The sequence below is a fragment of the Defluviimonas sp. D31 genome, assembly GCF_033436765.1.
GTDB lineage: Bacteria > Pseudomonadota > Alphaproteobacteria > Rhodobacterales > Rhodobacteraceae > Albidovulum.
On sequence record NZ_JAWQFN010000002.1, the window covers coordinates 201258 to 223495 of the forward strand.

Annotated in this window: 24 protein-coding genes; 12 read left to right on the forward strand and 12 right to left on the reverse strand. The window is 68.2% G+C overall.

Annotated features, from left to right (window positions below; genetic code table 11):
* Positions 1-20: 20 nt before the first annotated feature.
* The 5 genes from R5H32_RS04735 to R5H32_RS04755 form a co-directional block, all read right to left on the reverse strand.
* Entirely contained in the window at positions 21-1535 is a 1515-nt protein-coding gene (locus R5H32_RS04735) for a sulfatase-like hydrolase/transferase (RefSeq protein WP_318337531.1), read from the reverse strand.
* A 96-nt stretch (positions 1536-1631) separates the two neighbouring features.
* Positions 1632-2111, reverse strand: a complete 480-nt coding sequence (locus R5H32_RS04740; protein WP_318337532.1) for a DUF6505 family protein — start codon at positions 2109-2111, stop codon at positions 1632-1634.
* A gap of 1 nt (position 2112) precedes the next feature.
* Positions 2113-2835: a biotin/lipoate--protein ligase family protein gene (locus R5H32_RS04745; protein WP_318337533.1), complete on the reverse strand. Its 723-nt coding sequence runs from the start codon at positions 2833-2835 to the stop codon at positions 2113-2115.
* Positions 2832-3899: an Mrp/NBP35 family ATP-binding protein gene (locus R5H32_RS04750; protein ID WP_318337534.1), complete on the reverse strand. Its 1068-nt coding sequence runs from the start codon at positions 3897-3899 to the stop codon at positions 2832-2834. The genes R5H32_RS04745 and R5H32_RS04750 overlap by 4 nt, the downstream gene beginning before the upstream one ends.
* On the reverse strand, positions 3896-4096 hold the full coding sequence (locus R5H32_RS04755) for a DUF6494 family protein (protein WP_318337535.1): 201 nt from the start codon (positions 4094-4096) through the stop codon (positions 3896-3898). The genes R5H32_RS04750 and R5H32_RS04755 overlap by 4 nt, the downstream gene beginning before the upstream one ends.
* Before the next feature lie 73 nt (positions 4097-4169).
* Here R5H32_RS04755 and R5H32_RS04760 point away from each other — a divergent pair, with 73 nt between their 5' ends.
* Positions 4170-4910, forward strand: coding sequence for a c-type cytochrome (locus tag R5H32_RS04760; protein WP_318337536.1), 741 nt, complete (start codon positions 4170-4172; stop codon positions 4908-4910).
* 8 nt (positions 4911-4918) lie between these two features.
* Here R5H32_RS04760 and R5H32_RS04765 read toward each other — a convergent pair whose 3' ends face one another.
* Positions 4919-6871: a 4Fe-4S binding protein gene (locus tag R5H32_RS04765; protein ID WP_318337537.1), complete on the reverse strand. Its 1953-nt coding sequence runs from the start codon at positions 6869-6871 to the stop codon at positions 4919-4921.
* 327 nt (positions 6872-7198) lie between these two features.
* Between R5H32_RS04765 and R5H32_RS04770 the strand changes: the two genes are divergently transcribed.
* The 8 genes from R5H32_RS04770 to R5H32_RS04805 all read left to right on the forward strand — a co-directional run bounded on the left by R5H32_RS04770 (position 7199) and on the right by R5H32_RS04805 (position 14225).
* A complete protein-coding gene (locus R5H32_RS04770) occupies positions 7199-7765 on the forward strand; it encodes a DUF3305 domain-containing protein (RefSeq protein ID WP_318337538.1) in 567 nt (188 codons plus the stop codon).
* Positions 7762-8364: a DUF3306 domain-containing protein gene (locus tag R5H32_RS04775; RefSeq protein WP_318337539.1), complete on the forward strand. Its 603-nt coding sequence runs from the start codon at positions 7762-7764 to the stop codon at positions 8362-8364. Before R5H32_RS04770 ends, R5H32_RS04775 begins: the two co-directional genes overlap by 4 nt.
* The gene (locus tag R5H32_RS04780) at positions 8361-8972 is read left to right on the forward strand and encodes a molecular chaperone TorD family protein (protein ID WP_318337540.1); all 612 of its coding nucleotides are present in this window, start codon (positions 8361-8363) and stop codon (positions 8970-8972) included. The genes R5H32_RS04775 and R5H32_RS04780 overlap by 4 nt, the downstream gene beginning before the upstream one ends.
* A 48-nt stretch (positions 8973-9020) precedes the next feature.
* Positions 9021-9212, forward strand: coding sequence for a ubiquinol-cytochrome c reductase iron-sulfur subunit N-terminal domain-containing protein (locus R5H32_RS04785; protein ID WP_318337541.1), 192 nt, complete (start codon positions 9021-9023; stop codon positions 9210-9212).
* Positions 9213-9312: 100 nt separating this feature from the next.
* Positions 9313-12228 (forward strand): formate dehydrogenase subunit alpha, encoded by a 2916-nt coding sequence (locus tag R5H32_RS04790; RefSeq protein ID WP_318337542.1) that lies wholly within the window; start codon positions 9313-9315, stop codon positions 12226-12228.
* Positions 12229-12240: 12 nt separating this feature from the next.
* Positions 12241-12837, forward strand: a complete 597-nt coding sequence (fdh3B, locus tag R5H32_RS04795) for a formate dehydrogenase FDH3 subunit beta (RefSeq protein ID WP_263332073.1) — start codon at positions 12241-12243, stop codon at positions 12835-12837.
* Positions 12838-12862: 25 nt separating this feature from the next.
* Positions 12863-14083: a formate dehydrogenase subunit gamma gene (locus R5H32_RS04800; protein ID WP_318337543.1), complete on the forward strand. Its 1221-nt coding sequence runs from the start codon at positions 12863-12865 to the stop codon at positions 14081-14083.
* 16 nt (positions 14084-14099) lie between these two features.
* On the forward strand, positions 14100-14225 hold the full coding sequence (locus R5H32_RS04805) for a hypothetical protein (protein ID WP_318337544.1): 126 nt from the start codon (positions 14100-14102) through the stop codon (positions 14223-14225).
* Between the two features lie 233 nt (positions 14226-14458).
* Here the strand turns inward: R5H32_RS04805 and R5H32_RS04810 are convergent, their stop codons facing one another.
* The 6 genes from R5H32_RS04810 to mazG form a co-directional block, all read right to left on the reverse strand.
* Positions 14459-14926 carry a DUF2269 domain-containing protein gene (locus R5H32_RS04810; RefSeq protein WP_318337545.1) on the reverse strand — a complete coding sequence of 156 codons (468 nt, stop codon included), beginning with the start codon at positions 14924-14926 and terminating at the stop codon, positions 14459-14461.
* Positions 14923-15159, reverse strand: coding sequence for a DoxX-like family protein (locus R5H32_RS04815; protein ID WP_318337860.1), 237 nt, complete (start codon positions 15157-15159; stop codon positions 14923-14925). The genes R5H32_RS04810 and R5H32_RS04815 overlap by 4 nt, the downstream gene beginning before the upstream one ends.
* 3 nt (positions 15160-15162) lie before the next feature.
* Positions 15163-16221 carry an NAD(P)H-binding protein gene (locus R5H32_RS04820; RefSeq protein WP_318337546.1) on the reverse strand — a complete coding sequence of 353 codons (1059 nt, stop codon included), beginning with the start codon at positions 16219-16221 and terminating at the stop codon, positions 15163-15165.
* Positions 16222-16614: 393 nt separating this feature from the next.
* Positions 16615-17622 (reverse strand): Fe(3+) ABC transporter substrate-binding protein, encoded by a 1008-nt coding sequence (locus R5H32_RS04825; protein WP_318337547.1) that lies wholly within the window; start codon positions 17620-17622, stop codon positions 16615-16617.
* A gap of 113 nt (positions 17623-17735) precedes the next feature.
* Positions 17736-18215, reverse strand: coding sequence for a VOC family protein (locus R5H32_RS04830; protein WP_318337548.1), 480 nt, complete (start codon positions 18213-18215; stop codon positions 17736-17738).
* A gap of 147 nt (positions 18216-18362) precedes the next feature.
* Positions 18363-19199 carry a nucleoside triphosphate pyrophosphohydrolase gene (gene mazG, locus R5H32_RS04835; protein ID WP_318337549.1) on the reverse strand — a complete coding sequence of 279 codons (837 nt, stop codon included), beginning with the start codon at positions 19197-19199 and terminating at the stop codon, positions 18363-18365.
* A gap of 64 nt (positions 19200-19263) precedes the next feature.
* Between mazG and R5H32_RS04840 the strand changes: the two genes are divergently transcribed.
* The 3 genes from R5H32_RS04840 (at position 19264) to R5H32_RS04850 (ending at position 22024) form a co-directional block, all read left to right on the forward strand.
* A complete protein-coding gene (locus R5H32_RS04840; protein WP_318337550.1) occupies positions 19264-20427 on the forward strand; it encodes a M20 aminoacylase family protein in 1164 nt (387 codons plus the stop codon).
* 212 nt (positions 20428-20639) lie between these two features.
* Entirely contained in the window at positions 20640-21605 is a 966-nt protein-coding gene (gene speB / locus R5H32_RS04845) for an agmatinase (protein WP_318337551.1), read from the forward strand.
* Complete coding sequence (locus R5H32_RS04850) at positions 21602-22024, forward strand: DUF1499 domain-containing protein (RefSeq protein WP_318337552.1); 423 nt, start codon at positions 21602-21604, stop codon at positions 22022-22024. Before speB ends, R5H32_RS04850 begins: the two co-directional genes overlap by 4 nt.
* Positions 22025-22238 lie beyond the last annotated feature (214 nt).

The window sequence follows — 22238 nt, forward strand, 5'->3', positions numbered from 1 at the left end:
GCATTTCTACCAGCCCAGGTTCATTCGCGCGGCACCGTGACGGCGCCGTCGGCGGTGATCATGGTGCGCGTGAAGCGGCTCGCCGCGTGGCGCATCCGATGGTCCGTCATCTCCCGGTAGAGGCTCAGGAGCGTCTCGCGCATCGCCGGATCACCAGCAAGGTCGCGCCGCTCGCCGTCCGCCCGGTGATCGAAGAGCAGGGGCGGCAGGCCGCCGTTGAAATGCACCAGCGTGTGGTCCTTGCCGCGCAAGACGGCGAGGTTCGTCGTCTCCGGGTCAAGGCCGAGCGTGGTCTGCGCGGGCGTCGGCTCTACCGGGTTGCCGAAATCGAGTTCCGACCAGGTGAAACGCCGCCAGCCGGCCGGTGCCTCGCCGCGAAGAAACGGCATCAGGCTCCGGCCGTTCATCGCCTGCGGCACGTCGAGGCCGAACCGGTCGAGGATCGTCGGCGCGACGTCCACGGATTCCGTCGGGTGGTCGTGGCTCGTGCCGAACGAGCCGGGCAGGGCCGGGTCGCGGATGATCAGCGGCGTGTGATAGGCCGCGTCGTGATAGGTCGATTTCGCCCAGATGTAGCGGTCGCCCAGCATCTCGCCGTGATCGGCGGTGACGACGATCAGCGTGCGGTCGTACTGGCCGGTCGCCTTCAGGAAGTCGATGATGCGCCCGAGATGGTGGTCGACCTCGGTGGCCAGCCCGAGATAGATCGCGCGGAGCTTGCGGATGTTGTCGTCGCTCGGCTCCATGTCCGGGAAGCCCTCGACCATGCCCGAGATCGGGTTCTTCGCGTGGCAGGGGGCGATGAACGGATGGACCGCACGTTCCTCCTCGATGGTGCCGATCCGCTCGGGCAGGGGGATCGTCGCGGGGTCGTACATCCGGTTGTAGGGCTCGGGCGCGACCAGCGGATTGTGCGGACGGATATAGGTCAGATGCGCGAACCAGCCGGGCGCGCGGGCCCGGAGCGCGCGGAGCGTTTCGTCGGTGAGAAAGGCGGTGTCGCTGTCCTCGGCACGGTAGAGCGCGGGATCGTCGGGGTTGGGGCCGGTCGGGCGGAAGATCTCGGGGTAGGGCGGCACGTCATAGCCCTTCGCCATCAGGTCGGCGCGCCACGGCAGGCTTTCCTCCAGCCGCATCTCGACCGCCTCCTGAAACCCCGGCAACACCTGCTCGTAGCTCTTGAGCACGGGATCGCCTGGCGCGTGGACGCGCGGATCCGGCGTCGCGTCGGTATAGCCGAAGAGCAGCGGCAGCCAACCGGCCTTGCGCATCTCAGTGGCGAGGTTTGGCGTGTCATGCGGCAAGGGCGTGCCGTTCCGGACCGAGCGGTGGTTCATCGCGTACTGGCCGGTGAGCAGCGACGCGCGCGAAGGGCCGCAGGGATTGGCCACGGAGTAGTGCCGCGTGAAGCTTGCGGCATCGGCCATCAGCGCGCGGAGGTTCGGCAGGCGGACATGCCCGGACAGGGCGCCGGACAGGCAGTCGGCCCGGAGCTGGTCTATCACCACGAACAGGATGTTGTCGGTCGCAGCCATTCCGGTCCCCCTTGGCAGTTGTCCCTGACGAAGGCGGCAATAGCGATTCGGGGCAACGGAAATTTGTCGGTTCGTGCGCCGGTACCGATACGGCCGCTAATCCTCGAGCTGCCCGTGGATCGCGAACTGGTCGATCCCTGCCTCGGTCGCCTCGATGAAGCGGTACTGCTCGCGCACCCCGGCATCGGTGAGGTCGCGCCAGACGGTCAGAACCGTGTTGGGCGCATGGTCGGCGCAGAGATCGGCCATCTGCGCGATCTCTTCCGCCGCCACGGGTCGCGCCGCCTCGACCGAGGGCGCGCCGTATACCTCGACGAAATGCCGCGCCAGCCGCTCGGTAAGCACCTCCAGTTCGGCTGCCTCGATCCGGGTCACGGCGACGAAGGTCACGCGGCCGAAGGTCTCGATCCCGAGCCAGCCGTTGGCGAAGGCCTGGCGCTGCTTGCCGACAAGGTCCGCCTCGCTCCAGTTCGAAAACTCGAAGCCGCCGGAGATTGCCCATTCCCCGGTCCGCGCCGGGATGGCGAAGACGTTCATGTCGCTTTCGTCGAAATGGATCGCGCGGGCGAGCTGCATGTCAGACCTCATCGATCAGGGCCGACAGCCGGATCAGCCGGGTGGTGCCGCCGGTCTCGATCAGAAGCCCGAAGTTCTCGTCGGCGCCGAGGAACCGGCCCGCCTCCTGCAGGCCCGCCGCCGTCACCGCGACGGTTTCGCCGAGCTTCCAGGCCAGACCTCGCCATTCGCGGTGCAGGTCGGCGCGACCCTCGGCATCGTCGAGCGCGTTGAGCCACAGCAGCGTGTGGCGCGACCAGGCTTCGAGGAGCCGCAGCGGATCGAGCCCGCCGCAGCCCTCCTGATCGAGCGCGGTGCGTCCGGGGGTTTCGCCGGGTTCGGCGCCGGGTGGCAGTGTCAGGGCGAGGTCGAAGCCGACGACGAGCCAGTCGGGCTCCTCTGCCGGATCGCGACTTGGAGCTGCGACCCGCAGCCGTCCCGCCTCGGCGCCGTTGAGGATGATCCCGCCCGACCAGTCGAGAAGCACCGCTGTTTCCGGAGGCGCCAGAGCGCCGAGCGCGTTCTGCAATCCGACCGCGCAGGCGATGAAGCCCGCCATCGACGGTTCGAGCGTGGATTCCGGCGCGAGTACCAGCGCCGCGCTCAGGGTTTCGGGGGTGACGCGCCAGACGAGAAGGCCGGGATCGCTATCGGCACGGGCCTCGTCGCAGGCCAGCAGGAAGGGATCCGCATCGCCGGCCGCGCGCCCCGTCATCAGGGGCGGGAAGACCGGCGCCGTGCTCATGCCAGCCCCTCGGCGACGAGCCGCCGCGCCAGCTCGCGGAAGGCGCGGGCCTGCGGCGAGGCGGCTTTCGACGCCACGACCGGCGCGCCGCCGTCCGAGGCGGTGCGGATGTCGAGATGGAGCGGGATCTCGGCCAGGAGCGGCACACCGAGCCGCGCGGCTTCGGCGCGCACACCGCCGTGGCCGAAGATATGCTCCTCGTGGCCGCAGTTCGAACAGACATGAACGGCCATGTTCTCGATCATGCCGAGGATCGGCGTGCCCATCTTGCGGAACATGTCGATGCCCTTGCGCGCATCGAGAAGCGCGATGTCCTGCGGCGTCGAGACGATGATCGCGCCCGCGACCTCGGCCTTCTGCGCGAGCGTCATCTGCACGTCGCCGGTGCCGGGCGGCAGGTCGACGAGGAGAATGTCGAGAGCGCCCCACTGGACCTGAAAAAGCATCTGCTGCAGCGCGCCCATCAGCATCGGCCCGCGCCAGACCACGGCCTCGTCCTCCTGCGTGAGCAGGCCGAGCGACATCAGCGTGACGCCGTGATTCCTCAGCGGCAGGATTGTCTTGCCGTCGGGCGAGGCGGGACGGCCGGAAACGCCGAGCATCCGGGGCTGCGAAGGCCCGTAGACATCGGCGTCGAGGAGGCCCACCCGGCGCCCCTCGGCGGCGAGCGCCACGGCGAGGTTGGCGGCCACGGTCGATTTCCCGACACCGCCCTTGCCCGACGCGATGGCGACGATGCGTTCGACGCCCGGCACCTTTTCCGGCCCCTGCGGCTTCGGCCGCGCGCCGCCCTTGAGATCGGGCGGCTGAGGTGCGGCGCTGTGCGCGGTCATCACCACCGAGACGGTCTCGACGCCGGGCAGCGCGCGGAGCCGCGCCTCGGCCTCGACGCGCGCGGGCTCCATCCGCTGCGCCCGTGCCGGGTCGATCTCGAGGACGAAGCGCACCGTGCCGCCCTCGACCGTCAGCGCCCGCACCATGCCGGCCGAAACGATGTCGGTGCCGCCGACCGGGTCGGCGACGCCTTTCAGGACGTCGAGAACGGCGTCCCGCGTGACGCTCATGCAGAGGGCCCGGTGATCTTGCCGGTCACCACATGCTCGACGTCGAGCCCCTCGACCGTCAGCACAACCTTGGCCGAGAGGGTCTTGCCCGCCGCCGCCGGCCCGGCCTCGCGCACGGCCTTCTCGATCGCCTGCTGCGAGGTCACGCCGACCTGCTTGAGGAACTTGCGCATCGACATGTTGAAATCGTCATCCATGGTCTCGTCCTTTCCGCAACGGTTGACCGGGCCGCCGGCGCGCCCCTAGCCTTGGTGCCGGGAGGGCCGCAACATGCGGATCCGGCTTGCCATCCTGTTCCTCGCCCTCACCGCGCTGCCGGCGCGGACGGAGGAGGCGCGCGAGTTCACGCTCTCGGCCCCGCCGGAGATCGTGGCGAGCGGTTTGCTCGACTATATCCTGCCGCGCTTCGCGTTGAAAACCGGCCGCCGCGCGCGGCTGGTCGACGGTACGGCCGATGCGAAGCTCGGCCCGGCCGGCCCCGGCGCGGCGCCGGTGATGGCGCGGGGCGAGGCGCTCTACGCGCTCGACCTTGCCGGAGACAACGATGCGGCACAGCGATTCGCCGACTGGCTCGGCTCCGAGATCGGGCGCAACACGCTTGCGTCCTTCGCGCCGACGGACGGGCCGCCATTCTCCGCACCGCCCGAGGTGCTGCCGGAAGCGGCCGCGCCCGTCGAGGGCGACGCGGCACTCGGCCGCGAGGTGGCCCATGAGCATTGCGCCCGCTGCCACCGCGTCGCGCCGGGCCTGACCGCGATGACGCTCGGCTCGACGCCCTCCTTCGCGGCGCTGAAGACGCTTTCGGACTGGGCCGACCGCTTCGCGGCCTTCTACGCGCTCAATCCGCACCCCGCCTTCCTTCGGGTGGAGGGCATCAGCCCGCCCTTCGACCCCGCGCGCCCGCCGCCAATCGTGCCGGTCGAGATCACCGCAGCCGAGGCCGAGGCGCTCAGCGCCTATGTCGCCGACATCCCGGCGGCCGATCTCGGGGCGGATATCCAGAGCCGCTGACATCGTCCTCAGTGATCCCGGCGCTTGGACAGGTAATCGTCGGTCGTCCGCACCGCCGGGCGCTCGCCGGCGGCCAGCGGATTGGCCTCGCCGTGATACTGGGCGCGGACGCGGCAGTCGTCGCACATCTGGATCAGCCGCCCGGCGGCGCTGTCGGCGAACATCGGGTGCTTGCCGGCGAGCTTGTCGATGATCCGCTCGACCGTGGAGCGCACGCCGAACGGCTTGCCGCATTCGATGCAGGCGAAGGGCTCCTCCTCCTTGAGGATACTCTGGCCGAGGGCGGCGTCGGAGGGATCGAAGCGCGGATCAAGGGTGACCGCATCCTCGGGGCAGACGCTCGCGCAGAGCCCGCACTGCAGGCAGGCATCCTCCTGGAAGCGAAGCTGCGGCTTGTCCGGATTGGCGAGAAGCGCCCCCGAGGGGCAGAGCGAGGCGCAGGAGAGGCAGAGCGTGCAGGCATCCGTATGGACGCGGACCGCGCCATACGGCGCGCCCTCTGGGAGCGGCAGCGGAAGCGTGTCTCCCACCAACGCCTTTGCGGCCAGCCGCGCCACTTGCCGGCGGCTGCCGAGCGGCAAGACCGGCGCGATGTCCAGAGGCTCCGGCGCCGTGCCATAGAGCGCGTCGGACAGCGCCTCGGGGTCGGCAAGATCGAGGAGCCTGACGCGATCGGCCGCGCCCATCGCCGCCGCGAGCGACGCTTCGCGTGCAAGCGTGTCGCGGTCGGTGCGCGGCGCCGTCAGCACGTCGACGCCATCGAACCCGACCGCGAGTGCGGCCAGCATCTCGGCATGGCCGAAGCCCGCCAGCGCCGCGACCTCGAGCGGAATCACCTCTGCCGGCAGACCGCGGCCGAAGCGGGCGGCAAGCGCGATCATCTCGCGGCCATGCGGGGCGTCGTGGACCAGTAGCCGGGCCGCGCGGCCACCTGCAGCGCGATAGGTGTCTGCCAGAACCGCGATGCGGCGCAAGAGATGCGCCACCGGAGGCGCGTCATAGGCGATCGCGGCCGAGGGGCAGAGCGCGGAACAGGCGCCGCAACCGGCGCAGACCATCGGATCCACCGCGACATGGTCGCCGTCCGGCGTTATGGCGCCGGTCGGGCAGGCGTCGAGACAGCGGGTGCAGCCGGTCTGACCGGCGCGGGAATGGGCGCAAAGCTCAGTGACAAGCGCGACATGGAGCGGCTTTTCGAACGTGCCGACATGTTGGGCGGCTTCGAACACCGCCGCCGCCACCCGGTTCGGATCGCCGGGGTCCGCACGCAGGTAGCCGTCGCGCTTCTCGGGCGCGGGAAAGAGCGGTGCTCCGCCCGAAAGATCGAGGATCACGTCGCAGCGCGTCTCGGCCCCGTCGCGCGCCGGACCCAGCGCGAAGGCGCCGCGCCCGCCGGGCTCCAACTGTCGGAGCGTGTCGAGCCTAAGCGTGAAGCGGCCGAGTGTCCCGGTCACGCTCACGATCCGGCCGGTGACCACCTCGAAGCCGCGCGTCACCGGCAGCTCTCCGCCCGCATCGAGAAGGACCGTGACGGCGAGCGCCTCGGCCAGCCGCTCTGCCGCCGGCAGGGCGACTTCGGCGCGGCCGATGACGAGGCACGTCCCCTCCGAGACGACATCGACCGTCTTCGTCGGCGGCACGGGCAGCAGCGCCTCGGCGAGAAGGGCGGCCATCTTCGGCGCGGTGTCGCTGCCGTCCGACCAGCCGGCGCGGTCGCGGATGTCGATGCAGGCTGGGGCAGGGCGGTCGATCTCCGCGGCAAGCTCGGCAAAGCGCGCGGCCTCCTGGGCGCAGGCGACCACCACCTCCTCCTCGCCGAGCGCCTTGGCGGCGGCGGCGATCTCGCCCGTGCAAAGCGCGGAATGGACGCGCGACACGGCAAGGCCGGTCGCCTTGGCCAGCGCCTCGGCGTCGATCTTCTGGCTTCCGAGGCAATCGCAGAGCAAGAGGCGCTTGGACATGTGGTTCCCTGGTGTGCGGCGGTGCCGGCCGCCTGGCGTGAATGCGAGCATGAAAGGACCGGCCTCGTAAAGGCGGTGTTCGCGATTCGAAGTCGATTCGTTTGGGGATTTCGCGGAAATGAAGGACAGTTTTCCCAAAAATCGGGGTTTGCTTTAAAAAGGTTCCGTTACGTCATGCGAAGATTCCACCGCTTCAAATCCTTGACTTCGCACGTTTTCGCGATTCGGTGTGATTCTTCTTTGCGAAACCGTCTGTGTGGTGCAGGCTTTGTCTCAGCACCGACCGTGAGAATGCGGGCAGAAAAGGGGGGAGGATCGTACAGCGCGATGGCGCTTGAGCGTACATCCATGCCAATCGGCATCGTCGTCCGGAAATCGCCGGGCGTTACCCGCTGGGCCGCCTGGTCGTGGAAGGTGACGGCGCTCCTGCCGGGGGCGGGGCCTGCGCGTTGGCACGAGATCCGCCGCGAGGGCGAGACGGTCGAGTACCATGCCGCGACCCTGCCGCTCGATCTCTGGTCCAGCGATACCGAAGGCTACAGGGCGACGCTCTCGTCGCGCGAGCCCGGCCTCTTAGTCGTTCTGCGCAGCGCAGAGGATCCTGCCTCCCCCATGCCCTGGACGCCGGTCCTCGTCACCGCCTCGGCCTACGAGGGCCAGGACTACATGGACAGTGGCGACGGGCTCATCGAATGCGTGCCGATGCCCGCGGGGCTGATCGGCTGGATCGGCGATTTCGTTGCGGCCCACCACGTCGAGACGCCCTTCGTGAAGCGCCGCCGCGACCGCGCGCGGGTCGGCACGGTCGAGGAGGGACGGGGCGATCCGCGGATCCGTCAGGCGGCCGACGTCTATCGGGCGCCGGGCCATTCTTCACGGGAGGGCACGGGATGAGTTCCGCGCGCCCCGACAGCGATTTCTGGAGCCGCCGCCGCGCCGCGGTCGCCGCCGAAGCCGAGGCGGAGGCCGCAGCGGTCCGTGCCACGGAAGCCACTGCGGAGCGAACCGCGCGCGAGGAGGCGCAGGCGGGCAAGAGCGACGCGGAAATCCTCGATGCGCTGGGCCTCGCCGACCCTGACACGCTGGTGCGCGGCGACGATTTCTCGGCCTTCCTGAAGGATGCCGTGCCCGAGCATCTGCGCCGCCGCGCGCTCAGGCGGCTGTGGCGGAGCAATCCGGTGCTCGCCAATCTCGACGGGCTCGTCGATCACGGCGAGGATTATACCGATGCCGCGACGGTCAAGCCGGACCTGCGCACCGCCTACCAGGTCGGGCGCGGCATGCTGCGCCATCTTGCGGCGCTGGCCGAGCCGGAGGAGACTGAGGTCGAGGCGGTCGTAGAGGACGAACTGCCGGAACCCGCGCCGGAAGACATGTGCGCTTCGGCCGATCCGATCGAGCCGGCGCCAATGGCCGTGCATCAAGACCCGGCGCCGCCGCGCCGCCACATGCGCTTCACCTTCGATGACGCCAGCATGGAGGGGCGGACATGACCGGCACCGCCACGACGCACGCCGCTATCACCGAGGAGGACCGGCTCCGCGCCGATCTCTACGGCTTCCTCTCGGCGCTGCTCGCCGCGCCGCCCGACCGCGCGCTTCTGGACAAGACCGCCGCACTGACCGGCGACGCGAGCCCGCTCGGCCGGGCGATCGCGGCGCTGGCGACGCTCGCCGCCGCCGCGACGCCCGTCTCGGCAGAACGGGAGTTCACCCGGCTTTTCATCGGCCTCGGGCGCGGTGAATTGCTGCCCTATGCGAGCTACTACCTGACCGGGTTCCTGAACGAAAAGCCGCTCATGCTCCTGCGCCGCGACATGCCGGCGCTCGGGCTGGCGCGCTCCGAGAGCGTCTACGAGCCCGAGGACAATATCGCGAGCATGATGGAGATGATGGCGGGGCAAATCGACGGCCGCTTCGGCACGTCCCGGCCGCTTGCCCGTCAGCGCGAGTTCTTCAATCGCCATCTCGCGCCCTGGGCGGGGCACTTCTTCACCGATCTCGAAACCGCGAAGGGATCGGTCTTTTACGCCCCGGTCGGCACGATCGGGCGCGAGTTCATGACCATCGAAAGGGAGGCATTCCGCCTCATGGGGACGTAAACGGGGGCGGGCAGGGCCCGCCGCAGGATTGCAAGGGAGGATAGACCGATGAGCAAGACCAGGGATGCGGACCGGCCAACTCGCCGCGATTTCCTGAAACTGGCATCGACCGCCGCACCGGCGGCAGCGGCTGCGGCCGCGCTCGGCCCCGACGAGGCGGCAGCCGAAGAGCAGCCGAAGACCAAGGGGCTGCAGGACACCATTCACACCCGCGCCTACTACGCCAGCGCCCGGTTCTGACGCCGGGATTTGCGCCCCCTGCCGGCGGAATACCGGCCCAGGGGCAAGGGGACTGACCCAGCCACCGGCCCTCGCGGCTGGACCAGCAAGGGAGATGAGGATGCTCAGGAAAAAGACGAGCAGGGCTGCGACCGGAACGCAGCATATGACGATCCTTTCCGCCGCCGGAGAAACCACGGTCGACCGCCGCGCGTTCCTGCGCGGATCGGGGCTCGCCATCGGCGGGCTTGCGGCGATCGGCGCCACCGGCGGCACGGTGCGCCGCGCCGGGGCGCAGGAGGTCGCCGCGACGGCGGTAAAGACGGTCAAGACGGTCTGTACCCATTGCTCGGTCGGCTGCACAGTCATCGCCGAGGTCGAGAACGGCGTCTGGATCGGCCAGGAACCCGGCTGGGACAGCCCCTTCAACCTCGGCGCCCATTGCGCCAAGGGGGCCTCGGTCCGCGAGCACGCGCATGGCGAGCGCCGCCTCAAGTATCCGATGAAGAAGGAAGGCGGCGAGTGGAAGCGGATGAGCTGGGAGGACGCGATCAACGAGATCGGCGACGGCATGCTCAAGATCCGCGAGGAAAGCGGGCCTGACAGCGTCTACTGGCTGGGCTCGGCCAAGCATTCCAATGAGGGCGCCTATCTTTTCCGCAAGTTCGCGGCCTACTGGGGGTCGAACAACGTCGACCACCAGGCGCGTATCTGCCATTCGACGACGGTCGCCGGGGTCGCCAACACATGGGGCTACGGCGCCATGACCAACAGCTACAACGACATCCATAACTCGAAGGCGATCTTCCTCATCGGTGGCAACCCGGCCGAGGCGCACCCGGTCTCGCTCATGCATCTCCTGAAGGCGAAGGAGGAGAACAACGCGGCCCTGATCGTCTGCGACCCGCGCTTCACCCGCACCGCCGCCCATGCCGACGAATATGTGCGGCTGCGGCCCGGCTCGGACGTCGGCCTGATCTGGGGCCTCCTCTGGCACATCTTCGAGAACGGCTGGGAGGACAAGGAGTTCATCCGCACCCGTGTCTGGGGCATGGACCAGATCCGCGACGAGGTGAAGAAGTGGACGCCCGAGGAGACCGAGCGCGTGACCGGCGTACCGGGCTCGCAGCTCCGCCGGGTGGCGATGACGCTCGCCAACAACCGGCCCGGCACCGTGATCTGGTGCATGGGCGGCACCCAGCACACCAACGGCAACAACAACACCCGCGCCTATTGCGTGCTGCAGCTCGCGCTCGGCAACATGGGCACTGCCGGCGGCGGCACCAACATCTTCCGCGGCCATGACAACGTGCAGGGCGCCACCGACCTCGGCGTGCTCAGCCACGACCTGCCGGGCTACTACGGTCTTTCGGGCGGCGCCTGGGCGCACTGGAGCCGTGTCTGGGGCGAGGATCTCGACTGGCTCAAGGGCCGGTTCGACATGCTCAAGGACGCCGACGGCAATGTCGCCAAGGACGGCGACGGCAACGACATCAGCCTGATGAACACGAGCGGCATCCCGGTCTCGCGCTGGATCGACGGGGTCCTGGAAGACAAGGCCAACATGGACCAGAACGACAACGTCCGGGCCATGGTGCTCTGGGGTCATGCGCCGAACTCGCAGACCCGCGGGGCCGAGATGAAGACGGCGATGGAAAAGCTCGACATGCTCGTCGTGATCGACCCCTATCCGACCGTCTCGGCGGTGCTGCATGACCGGACCGACGGCGTCTGGCTCCTGCCCGCCTCGACCCAGTTCGAGACGAGCGGATCGGTGACGGCTTCCAACCGCTCGCTGCAATGGCGCGAGAAGGTGGTGGAGCCGGTCTTTGAATCGCTCCCGGACCACACCATCATCCGCATGTTCGCCGACAAGTTCGGTTTCACCGACCGGCTGTTCCGCAACATCGAGATCAAGGACGGCGAGCCGGTGATCGAGGACATCACCCGCGAGTTCAACCGCGGCATGTGGACGATCGGCTACACCGGCCAGAGCCCCGAGCGGCTGAAGATGCACATGGCCAACCAGCACACCTTCGACAAGACGACGCTGCGCGCGGTGGGCGGCCCGGCGGACGGCGAGTTCTACGGCCTGCCCTGGCCCTGCTGGGGCACGCCGGAGATGGGTCACCCCGGCACCGCGAACCTCTACGACATGTCGATGCCGGTCAGCCAGGGGGGCCTCACCTTCCGCGCCCGCTTCGGGGTTGAGCGCGACGGCGAGAACCTACTGGCCGAGGGCGTCTATTCGGTGGGCTCCGAGATCCAGGACGGCTACCCCGAGTTCACCATGCAGATGCTGATGGACCTCGGCTGGGACGGCGACCTCACCGACGAGGAGCGCGCCGCGATCGAGGCGGTGGGCGGGCCCACGGCCAACTGGAAGCTCGATCTTTCGGGCGGCATCCAGCGGGTCGCGATCAAGCACGAATGCGCGCCCTTCGGCAATGCCAAGGCCCGCGCCGTGGTCTGGACCTTCCCCGACCCGGTGCCCCTGCACCGCGAGCCGCTCTACACCAGCCGGCGCGACCTCGTGGCCGATTACCCGACCTATGACGACCGCAAGCTCTACCGGCTGCCGACGATGTATGCCTCGATCCAGGAGAAGGACTTCACGGCCGACTATCCGATGATCCTGACTTCCGGGCGGCTCGTCGAATACGAGGGCGGCGGCGACGAGAGCCGGTCGAACCCGTGGCTCGCCGAGTTGCAGCAAGACATGTTCGTGGAGATCAATCCGCGCGACGCCAACAATCTCGGCATCCGCGACCGGCAACAGGTCTGGGTCGAGGGCGCCGAGGGATCGGCCGTCAAGGTCATGGCGATGGTGACCGAGAGGGTGGGCGCGGGCGTCGCCTTCATGCCCTTCCATTTCGGCGGCCATTTCCAGGGCAACGACCTGCGCGACAAGTATCCACCGGGCGCCGATCCATACGTCCTCGGCGAAAGCTCGAACACCGCGCAGACCTACGGCTACGACTCGGTCACCCTGATGCAGGAGACCAAGTGCACGCTTTGCAAGATCAGCGCAGCATAAGGAGGAACGGATATGGCACGCGTGAAATTCCTCTGTGACGCCGAACGCTGCATCGAGTGCAACGCCTGCGTCACCGCCTGCAAGAACGAGCATGAGGTGCCCTGGGGCATCAACCGCCGCCGGGTCGTGACCATCAACGACGGCAAGCCCGGCGAAAGGTCGATCTCGGTGGCCTGCATGCATTGCTCGGACGCGCCCTGCATGGCGGTCTGCCCGGTCGACTGCTTCTACCAGACCGAGGACGGCATCGTCCTGCATTCCAAGGACCTCTGCATCGGCTGCGGCTATTGCTTCTACGCCTGCCCATTCGGGGCGCCGCAATATCCGCAGGCCGGCAATTTCGGTTCGCGCGGCAAGATGGACAAATGCACCTTCTGCGCCGGCGGCCCGGAGGCGGACAATTCCACCGCCGAGTTCGCAAAGTACGGCCGCAACCGCATCGCGGAAGGCAAGCTGCCGATCTGCGCCGAGATGTGCTCGACCAAGGCGCTTCTCGCCGGGGACGGCGATGTCGTGTCGGCGATCTACCGCGAGCGGGTCGTGGCGCGCGGCTTCGGCTCGGGCGCCTGGGGCTGGGGCACGGCCTATGAGCAGAAAGCTGGCAACTGACCGGCAGCGGCGATCGGGGGAGAGCATGAGCGTTCGCGGCACCCGCGCCCTCTGGGCGGCGATCCTGGCGCTGGGCCTTGCGGCCACCGCGCCGCTGGCCCAGACCGTGGAGGGCGGCGCGGAGGATCCCCGCGCCGCCACCGGCGGGGCGCAGACACTCGAGGACATCCTCGCGCGGCAGCGGGGCGAAAAGATCGACGACAGCTTCCGGCGCGGGGAAATCGGCGATCCCGCGTCGGCCGCCGGCCTTGCGGAGCAGCTCGGCACGCTCGGCGGCGTCTCCGACCCCGAGCTCTGGCGCGCCCTGCGCTACGGCGAGGCAGCGGTGACCGTCTCGACCTCGGCGCCCGCCGCGGGCGTGGTGATCCAGGATGGCGGCATGCGCTGGCTGAAGTTCCGCGAGGGGCCGCTGCTGATCTACGGCGGCTACGGGCTCATCGCCATGATCGCGGTGATCCTGCTCTTCTTCCTTCTCCGGGGCCGGATCCGCATCGAGGGCGGGCGCTCAGGGCAGACCGTGCGCCGCTTCGGCGCGGTCGAACGCTTCGGCCACTGGCTGATGGCGGGCTCGTTCATCGTGCTGGCGATCACCGGGCTGATGATCCTCTTTGGCCGGATCGCGCTGATCCCGCTATTTGGCAAGGAAGCCTATGCGCCCCTCGCATCGGCCGGGAAATGGGCCCACAACAACTTGTCATGGGCCTTCATGGTCGGGCTCGCGCTCGTCATCGTGGTCTGGATCGGCCACAACCTCCCGAACCGGCACGATCTCGTGTGGCTCGCCAAGGGGGGCGGCCTCTTCAGCAAGGGGGTGCACCCGCCGGCGCGCAAGTTCAACGCGGGGCAGAAGATCGTCTTCTGGTCGGTTGTGGTGCTCGGCCTGTCGATCTCGCTCTCGGGGCTCTCGCTCTTGTTCCCGTTCGAATTGCCGATGTTCGCCAAGACCTTCGTGGCTCTGAACGCGACCGGCCTGCCGCAGCTTGTCGGCCTCGGGACATTGCCCGAGGTGCTCGGGCCGCATCAGGAGATGCAGTTGGCGCAGGCTTGGCACGCCATCGTCGCCTTCGCCTTCATTGCCATCATCATCGCCCATATCTACCTCGGCTCGATCGGCATGGAAGGCGCCTTCGACGCGGTCGGATCGGGCGAGGTCGACGTGCAATGGGCCAAGGAGCACCATTCGCTGTGGTACGAGGAGGTGACCGGCGCCGCGCCGGACCACCCGCCGGGCGCACCGGCCGAATGAGAGGGGAGACGGGGCGATGAAGGTGATGCTGCTCGCGTTCCTGTCGGCCGCCGCGATCGCCGTCGCGGCCGATTTCGCGCTCGACCGCGCCGGCTTCTCCGCGCAGGAGGTGACGAGCGGGCCTGCGGTCCGGCTCGACTGACGGCAAAACGGGTCCGTTCCTGCGATACGCGCGGGCCGGGAAGCCAGAAGTCCCGGGAAGACACGGGGTCGGTCCGGGTGAGTCATTCCGGGATTCGCGAGATGAAGCGGCGGCGGCCATAGGGGCGGGACCCGCGATCATCGCTTCCTGCCGGACCGACAAAGGGGCGTGGGAGGCCGGGCCAGGACGCCCTTTCAATCGGCGAACCCGTCCGAAAAGCCTGGTGCCTCTCGTCAGAACGAAGGCTTGGTCAGCATCAGCCAGACGATTGCGAGGACCGCTCCGAAGGCGGGAAACCCGAAGGCGAACCACCAGCGATAGAGCCTGTGATATCTCGCCGGGAGCGGTGTCCCGCTGTCGCGGGCCGAGATCGCCAGCTTCCGCATCCGGATCTGCATCCAGACGACCGGCAGCCAGAACGCGCCGACGAAGACATAGAGCGCGAGAGACAGTGCCAGCCAACCTTCAAGGATCGGCGAGCCGGCTTGCCGTGCGAGAAGATACCCGGTGACAGGCTGGAGCATGGCGGCAGAGGCGGTAAACAAGGCATCCGCCAGCACGACGATTCCGGAAACATGCGCTATCAGAGCCGCATCGCGACTTCGGTTGGAAACCACCATGAAGAAGGCAATGCCAGCTCCCGTCCCGAGAAGGACCGTCGCCCCGATCACATGAAGGAACAGCAAGAAGTTATAGGTCATCGTTCGTCCATCAGCAGCCAGACAATCGCGGCGAGCGTCAGCCCCGGCAAGACCTTGACCATGGGCCCAAGGGGGTCGGCCCAGAGGTCGGGCGCCGCGACGAAGCTCCCGATAATGTAGGCACAGGAAAGGATGACCATCCCCAGTGCGGCGCGTTTCGCCCATGGCCGCCAAAGGATCCCCAGACCAAGGAGGATGTCGGCCACGGCACCGCCGACAACCGTCGGTCCGATTGCTCAGGGCTGTACGGATCGCTCGGTCAGGACCGACATGGCACGGGGAAGGTCGAACAGCGTGATCAGGCCGGAGACGCACCAGAAGAGCGCCAAGGTCCCGATGGCAAGGGGCAGAGCAAGATAGGCCCGCGCGAAAAGCCGTTCCTGCGGTGTCGCGGGAAGCAGGGCCAGCGTATCGTCCAGCGATCGGCAAGGACGGCCTCCCGCGGCTTCCCATGTGGATGGGTCGCCATGTATGCCCTCCCGGAGTGCTATCAGCGCGGTCGTTCTCAGCGGTGATCGCCAGCCGAGATGCCCGAGCAGATCGGCAAGCCTGGAGGCGGCCGAAAGGAGGAAGCCGGGAAGAATGGGGCTGAAGATCGGGGCCGGGTGCCCCTGCCACCTCCGCACGGCCGCGACGAGATCCGGAAAGCTGCGCGTCTCGTGTTCCGTAAGGTCGGCGATCGTTCCCGAAGGCACCTCGCCCCTCGCCGCGGCGACGACGGCCGCGGCGACGTCTCCGACATAGACCGTCTGGAGTCTTCCGTCCGGTAGTGCCTTGGGCAGGATCAAGGGCAGGGCGGCGGTGGCGCGAAGCAAAGCGGTTCCGCCATATGCATCTTCAGAAAACACAAGTGCAGGACGCAGGATGACCCAGTTCGCGGCCTGACCTGAAACGATCTCGTCGCCGCGGGCCTTGCCGCGGAAGAACTCGGTCGACGCGTTGGCCGACACCCCCGCAGCCGAAATCTGGATGATCAGGAGTGGCATTCCCGCGGCGGCAGCGACGAGTCTGGCGACGGACGTCACGTGAATGGCCTCCAGATCGTCCCGAGCGCCATCCTGCAGGGCGCCCGATGCGTTAACGACCACATCGACCCCAGAGAACAGGGCGCGCCATTCATCGGTCTCGACCGTCGGAATGTCCCGGATTACCCGCTTGGCGGAAGGAGCCGCCGCCATGGCAGCTTCCCTTGATCGCCCGATCCCTGTGACATCGAAGCCGGCATCGGCCAATGCCCGCATGCACGAGGACCCGATCAGCCCATATCCACCAAGAACAACTGCCTTGCGCATCATCGTCCGACCTGAAGCCCCTGGCGACGTGTCTAATCCAAACCGGGGCGGGATGACCACTGGCACCCAAAATGTTCCCGAAGTGGATCTCGCTTTCCCTCTGTCCAGCATGCGGTCCGTTCCCGGCCGAGCGTCTGCCGCTGCGATCGACGGGGCAGACCCGCATCCGCGGCGGGCGGATACCCGGGCGATGATGTTGGAGGGGGCGGCGCTGGATATACGAACCTCGGACGGTCGACGTGCGCTTTTCGCGCTCAACGGGTCGTGGAGGCAGCGCGCGAGACTTCAGAGTGCCGCACCAAGGTCCGGGAAGGAGCCCGGTCCCGCCGGTACAATGGACGTGAAAAGCAAGACGCGCCGGGTTTGCGCCGGCGCGTCTTGTTTTTTGTCAGCCTTTTAGCCGTCGAAGTTCACTTCTTCCATCAGCTTCAGCGCCTCGGGCCGTGACTTCGCGACATCCATGAGGTTGAGGCTGTCCGGGGTGAACTCGCCCCAGCTTGCGACCACTTCCGACCGCGCCACGCCCGGCTTGACCGGGAATTCGTGGTTGAGCTCGGCATAGATCTTCTGCGCCTCGTCGGAGGACAGGAACTCCATCAGCTTCAGCGCCGCGTCGTGGTTCGGCGCCGACTTGGTCATCGCCACGCCGGAGACGTTCATGTGGGTGCCTGCGCCCTCGAAGGTGGGGTAGACGATGCGCACCGAGTTGGCCCATTCGACCTGCTCGGGATCGTTCAGCATCGCGCCCATGTAGTAGGTATTGCCGAGCGAGATGTCGCACTCGCCGGCCCAGATCGACTTGACCTGCGCGCGGTCGTTGCCCTCGGGCTTGTGCGTGAGGTTGGCGCGCAGCCCCGTGGCCCATTCCTTCGCCGCCTCGGGCCCGTGATGCTCGATCATCGCCGCCATGAGTGCGAGGTTGTAGTCATGCGTTCCGGGGCGGGTACAGATCCGGCCCTTCCATTTCGGGTCGGCGAGATCCTCGTAGGTCGTCACCTCGCCATCGGCCACGCGCTCCTTCGAGGCATAGACGATGCGGGCGCGGGTGGTGAGCCCGAACCACTGGTTGTCGGGGTCGCGGAACTCGGCCGGGATGTTGGCGGCGAGCACTTCGGAGGCGACCGGTTGGGTCACGCCCGCCTCGACCACCTGCGAGAGCTTGGCGATGTCGACAGTCATCACGAGGTCGGCCGGGCTGCGGTCGCCCTCGCTCGACAGCCGCTCGACCAGGCCCTTGTCGATATGGGCGACATTGACGGCGATGCCGGTCTCGGCGGTGAAGGCGTCGAAGAGCGGTTGCACCAGCTCCGGCTGGCGCGACGAGTAGACATTGACCTCTTCGGCGAGCGCGGGTGCAGCGAGAGCGGCGAGCGAAAGGGCGAAAAGCGGTGTCCGCAGGGACATAGTCGACTCCTTTGGTCAGATATTCTGACGCCCTTATTCCCGACCTGCCGGGATGCGTCAATACCTGATTAAACTGGTCGTCTATTTGGTCGCAGGCGTCATTCCCGGCGCTTTCAGCCGCGAGCGGCGGCTTCGATCGCGGCGACGTCGATCCTGGTCATCGTCATCATCGCGTCGAAGGCACGCTTCGCGGTGTCGCCGCCCGCCGCAAGCGCCTCGGTCAGCACGCGCGGCGTGATCTGCCACGAGATCCCCCACCGGTCCTTGCACCAGCCGCAGGCGCTTTCCTGCCCGCCATTGCCGATGATCGCGTTCCAATAGTGGTCGGTTTCCGCCTGGTCGTCGGTGGCGACCTGGAAGGAGAAGGCTTCGGAGTGGCGGAAGACAGGGCCGCCATTGAGGCCGAGGCAGGGGAGGCCGAGGACCGTGAACGCGACGGTCAGGACGTCGCCCGCCTTGCCCGAGGGATAGTCGGAGGGCGCGCGAAAGATGGCGTCGACCGAGCTTTCGGGGAATGTCGCCGCGTAGAAGCGGGCGGCATCCTCCGCGTCGCTGTCGTACCAGAGGCAGATCGTGGTCTTGGCGGTTGGCATCTGCGCCCCCCATGCTCGCGTGCTCTGGCTCGGGGGCCGGAAGCGCCGGCACCGCCCCGTGCCTGGATCAACGATACCGGCTCTGCCCATCGTACCGCAAGCGATCGCCGAGGCCGGGGGCGGCCGCGAGAGCCTTCGGACGGCCGGCTATTTCGCCGCCTTCTCCAGTCGCTTCGCCTCGTCCCAGAGTGCGTCCATCTCGGCGAGGTCGGACTCCTCGGGCCGCTTGCCTCGGTGGGCGAGCGCGGATTCGATCGAGGCGAAGCGCCGGGTGAACTTGGCGTTGGCGGCCCGGAGCGCCGCCTCCGGGTCGATCCTGAGATGCCGCGCGAGGTTGGCGATGACGAAGAGAAGATCGCCGAACTCCTCGAAGATCTCGGTCTCCGTCATCGTGGCGCGGGCCTCCTGCAGTTCGCGCGCCTCCTCGGTGATCTTGTCGACGACCTCTGCGGTCGAGGGCCAGTCGAAGCCGACGCGCGCGGCGCGGTTTTGAAGCTTCACCGCCCGCGTCAGCGCCGGCAGCCCCATCGCGATACCGTCGAGCGTGCCGCGCGCCTTGGCCCCCGCGCGTTCAGCCGCCTTCATCCGTTCCCAGTCGCGGGTCTGGTCCTCGGCGCTCTTGTCGCGGCTCTCGTCGCCGAAGACATGGGGGTGGCGCGCGACCATCTTGTCGGAGATCGCGCGGACCACCTCGGCGAACCCGAAATGCCCGGCCTCGGAGGCCATCTGCGCGTGATAGACCGTCTGGAGCAGCAGGTCGCCCAACTCGCCCCGCAACTCGCCCCAGGCCTCGCGCTCGATCGCGTCGGCGACCTCGTAGGCCTCCTCGATCGTGTAGGGCGCGATGGTCGCGAAATCCTGCTCGATGTCCCAGGGACAGCCGGTCGCGGGATCCCTGAGCCGCGCCATGATCTCCAGAAGCCGCGGCAGCCCGCCCTCGGGGTCGTGTATCAGACGGTCCGAGGCGTGGCGGTCGAGGGTCATTGCGTGCTCCGGGATTTTGCGGTCATCTGAGGCGCAGTATTCGCAATAGCGCCCGAGAGTCCACATGGCCGTCCTCAACCGCATCGCCGCCTACGCCCCCGAGATGGCGGAATGGCGCCGCCATCTGCACCGCCACCCGGAGCTGCGCTTCGCCTGTCACAAGACCGCGGCCTTCGTCGCCGCGAAGCTGCGCGAGTTCGGCGTCGACGAGATCCACGAGGGGATCGCCGAGACCGGGATCGTCGCCCTGATCGACGGTCAGGGCGAGGGGCCGGTGATCGGCCTCCGCGCCGACATGGACGCCCTGCCGATCACCGAGGCGACCGGCGTCGAACACGCCTCAGAAGTGCCCGGCGTCATGCATGCCTGCGGCCATGACGGCCATACCGCGATGCTCCTCGGCGCGGCCAGGTACCTCGCCGAGACCCGCCGCTTCCGCGGCCGCGTCGCGCTGATCTTCCAGCCCGCCGAGGAGGATGGCGGCGGCGGCGAGGTCATGGTGAAGGAGGGCATCCTCGAACGCTTCGGCATCGGCGAGGTCTACGCGCTCCACAACACGCCGACCGTTCCGCTCGGCCATTTCGTGACCACGCCGGGCCCGATCATGGCCTCGGTCGATACCGCCCGCGTCACCCTGACCGGAAGGGGCGGCCACGGCGCCTATCCGCACGAGTGCGTCGATCCGGTCCCTGCGCTGGTCGGCATGGTCGGCGCGCTGCAGACCATCGCCAGCCGCAACATCGATCCCCTGGACGAGGTCGTGGTCTCGGTGACCGAGATCCATGCCGGCACCGCCTCGAACATCATCCCCGAGACCGCCTTCTTCGGCGCGACGATCCGCAGCTTCCGGCCCGAGGTGCGGGCCCGGATCCAGCAGCGGTTCGAGGAGATCGTCGCCGGCCATGCCGCCGCCTATGGCGTGCAGGCCGAGATCGACTACGAACTCGGCTACCCCGCGACCGTGAACGCCTCCGACCAGACCGCCTTCGCGGTCGAGACCGCCCGCGACGTGTCGGGCGCCGCGGCGGTCGAGGCCGAGGGCGGACGCGAGATGGGGGCGGAGGATTTCTCCTACCTCCTCGAAAAGCGCCCCGGCTGCTACCTCTTCCTCGGCCAGGGCAAGGGGGCGGGGCTGCACCACCCGGCCTACGAGTTCAACGACGAGGCCGCCCCCTATGGCGCGAGTTTCTTCGCCCGGCTCGTGGAGCGCGCCCAGCCGCTCGGGTAGATCTTCCGGCTTTCATATCGCGCCGTAACGATATGAAAATTATATGAAATACCTTACACCAAGACAGCGGCGCCGCACCTTCGGGTTTCGACATGTCCGTGATTTGATCAAATTATCTTGACAAATCGGCTGGTCTCGGCTCGATATGGGGCACCCGGATCGGCGACATCTCCGGCCCCGAACGATGTCCGAAACTTCACGGAGATGGTTCCATGGCATTGGCAGATGCAAAGACCCAGGTCGATCTGGCCTTCACCAGCGAGACGCGGCGCGGGCTCGCGTATGAAAACGTGTTCGGCGGCGCGACGAGCTTCCTTCGGCGGCGCTACAGCAAGGACCTGACCGGCGTCGACCTCGCGATCACCGGGGTGCCGTTCGATCAGGCGGTGACCAACCGCACCGGCACGAGGTTCGGGCCGCGCGCGGTGCGCGAGGCGTCCGCCCTCCAGCCCTGCGATCCACCCTATGGCTGGGGCTACTCGCCCCTGGACGAGTTCGACATCGTCGATTACGGCGACCTCGCCTTCGATTATGCCAAGGTCTCGGCCTTCCCCGACACGCTCACCGAGCACATCCGCGGCATCCTCGCGGCCGGCGCGGGCAGCGTGACGCTCGGCGGCGACCACTACATCACCTTCCCGATCCTGAAGGCCTATGCCGAAAAGTTCGGACCGATTTCGCTGCTCCATTTCGACGCCCATTCCGACACCTGGGTCGACGAGGATTTCGAGCGGATCGACCACGGCACGATGTTCTACAAGGCGATCAAGTCCGGCATCGTCGATCCGAAGACCAGCGTCCAGGTCGGCATTCGCACCCATAACGACGACTTCATGGGCGTGAACGTGATCGACGCGCGCGAGGTGCACGAGACCGGTGCCGCCGCGGTCGCTCGGAAAATCAAGGGGTTGATCGGCGACCGACCGACCTATCTCACCTTCGACATCGACTGCCTCGACCCGGCCTTCGCGCCCGGCACCGGCACCCCGGTCTGGGGCGGGCTCGCCTCGTGGCAGGTCGCGGCGATCCTGCGTGACCTCGCCGGCATCAATCTCGTCGGCGGCGATGTCGTCGAGGTATCGCCCGCCTACGACACCACGGGCGCCACCGCGATCGCCGGCGCCCATGTCGCGCACGAACTGATCTGCCTCTACTGCTGGCAGAAGCGCAAGGGGTGAGGCCGGCGCTCCTCCTCTTGGCGCTTCTCGTCGGAGCGGGGCTGGCGTGGATCCGCCTCGCCCCCTCCGATCCGGCGCGCTGGCACGTCGATCCGGCCGTACCCGGCGAACCGGACGGCGCGCGCGCCACCCTGTCCCTGCCGGGCCAGGGCCCCGCCGAGACCCTGGCACGGCTCGACGCCATCGCGCGCGCCGCCGCGCGCACGGTACGCCTCGCCGGCAGCCCGGAGGAGGGCCGCATCACCTGGATCACACGGTCTGCCGTTTTCGGCTTTCCGGACTACACGACGGCGCAGGCGGTCCGGAACGGCGCCGATGTCGATCTCACGCTCCACGCCCGCCAGCGCTTCGGCCGCCGCGATTTCGGCGTCAACGCCGCCCGGCTCCGGGACTGGACCGCGGCGTTAACGACCCCTTAGGGTCGTGATGAATTTCCGGGACCCGCCGGCCCCTGCAGCCCGACGCCCCGTCGGCCCCGCGTACCCACCCCGTGCAGCAGGCGTACACACAGCGTACCGACGCGGCCCGCCGCCCCGCCTTCTTCATTGCCGAAATACCCCACGGGGGTCCGGGGGTGTGAAACCCCCGGCCTCTCCCCCCTTGACCGCCGCCCGGACAAGAGCGAAACCGCGA

Excerpts from the sequence above, each read along its gene's own strand:
- R5H32_RS04735 (WP_318337531.1), bottom strand. The coding sequence starts at position 1,535 with ATGGCTGCGACCGACAACATCCTGTTCGTGGTGATAGACCAGCTCCGG.
- R5H32_RS04740 (WP_318337532.1), bottom strand. The coding sequence starts at position 2,111 with ATGCAGCTCGCCCGCGCGATCCATTTCGACGAAAGCGACATGAACGTC.
- R5H32_RS04745 (WP_318337533.1), bottom strand. The coding sequence starts at position 2,835 with ATGAGCACGGCGCCGGTCTTCCCGCCCCTGATGACGGGGCGCGCGGCC.
- R5H32_RS04750 (WP_318337534.1), bottom strand. The coding sequence starts at position 3,899 with ATGAGCGTCACGCGGGACGCCGTTCTCGACGTCCTGAAAGGCGTCGCC.
- R5H32_RS04755 (WP_318337535.1), bottom strand. The coding sequence starts at position 4,096 with ATGGATGACGATTTCAACATGTCGATGCGCAAGTTCCTCAAGCAGGTC.
- R5H32_RS04760 (WP_318337536.1), top strand. The coding sequence starts at position 4,170 with ATGCGGATCCGGCTTGCCATCCTGTTCCTCGCCCTCACCGCGCTGCCG.
- R5H32_RS04765 (WP_318337537.1), bottom strand. The coding sequence starts at position 6,871 with ATGTCCAAGCGCCTCTTGCTCTGCGATTGCCTCGGAAGCCAGAAGATC.
- R5H32_RS04770 (WP_318337538.1), top strand. The coding sequence starts at position 7,199 with ATGGCGCTTGAGCGTACATCCATGCCAATCGGCATCGTCGTCCGGAAA.
- R5H32_RS04775 (WP_318337539.1), top strand. The coding sequence starts at position 7,762 with ATGAGTTCCGCGCGCCCCGACAGCGATTTCTGGAGCCGCCGCCGCGCC.
- R5H32_RS04780 (WP_318337540.1), top strand. The coding sequence starts at position 8,361 with ATGACCGGCACCGCCACGACGCACGCCGCTATCACCGAGGAGGACCGG.
- R5H32_RS04785 (WP_318337541.1), top strand. The coding sequence starts at position 9,021 with ATGAGCAAGACCAGGGATGCGGACCGGCCAACTCGCCGCGATTTCCTG.
- R5H32_RS04790 (WP_318337542.1), top strand. The coding sequence starts at position 9,313 with ATGCTCAGGAAAAAGACGAGCAGGGCTGCGACCGGAACGCAGCATATG.
- fdh3B (WP_263332073.1), top strand. The coding sequence starts at position 12,241 with ATGGCACGCGTGAAATTCCTCTGTGACGCCGAACGCTGCATCGAGTGC.
- R5H32_RS04800 (WP_318337543.1), top strand. The coding sequence starts at position 12,863 with ATGAGCGTTCGCGGCACCCGCGCCCTCTGGGCGGCGATCCTGGCGCTG.
- R5H32_RS04805 (WP_318337544.1), top strand. The coding sequence starts at position 14,100 with ATGAAGGTGATGCTGCTCGCGTTCCTGTCGGCCGCCGCGATCGCCGTC.
- R5H32_RS04810 (WP_318337545.1), bottom strand. The coding sequence starts at position 14,926 with ATGACCTATAACTTCTTGCTGTTCCTTCATGTGATCGGGGCGACGGTC.
- R5H32_RS04820 (WP_318337546.1), bottom strand. The coding sequence starts at position 16,221 with ATGATGCGCAAGGCAGTTGTTCTTGGTGGATATGGGCTGATCGGGTCC.
- R5H32_RS04825 (WP_318337547.1), bottom strand. The coding sequence starts at position 17,622 with ATGTCCCTGCGGACACCGCTTTTCGCCCTTTCGCTCGCCGCTCTCGCT.
- R5H32_RS04830 (WP_318337548.1), bottom strand. The coding sequence starts at position 18,215 with ATGCCAACCGCCAAGACCACGATCTGCCTCTGGTACGACAGCGACGCG.
- mazG (WP_318337549.1), bottom strand. The coding sequence starts at position 19,199 with ATGACCCTCGACCGCCACGCCTCGGACCGTCTGATACACGACCCCGAG.
- R5H32_RS04840 (WP_318337550.1), top strand. The coding sequence starts at position 19,264 with ATGGCCGTCCTCAACCGCATCGCCGCCTACGCCCCCGAGATGGCGGAA.
- speB (WP_318337551.1), top strand. The coding sequence starts at position 20,640 with ATGGCATTGGCAGATGCAAAGACCCAGGTCGATCTGGCCTTCACCAGC.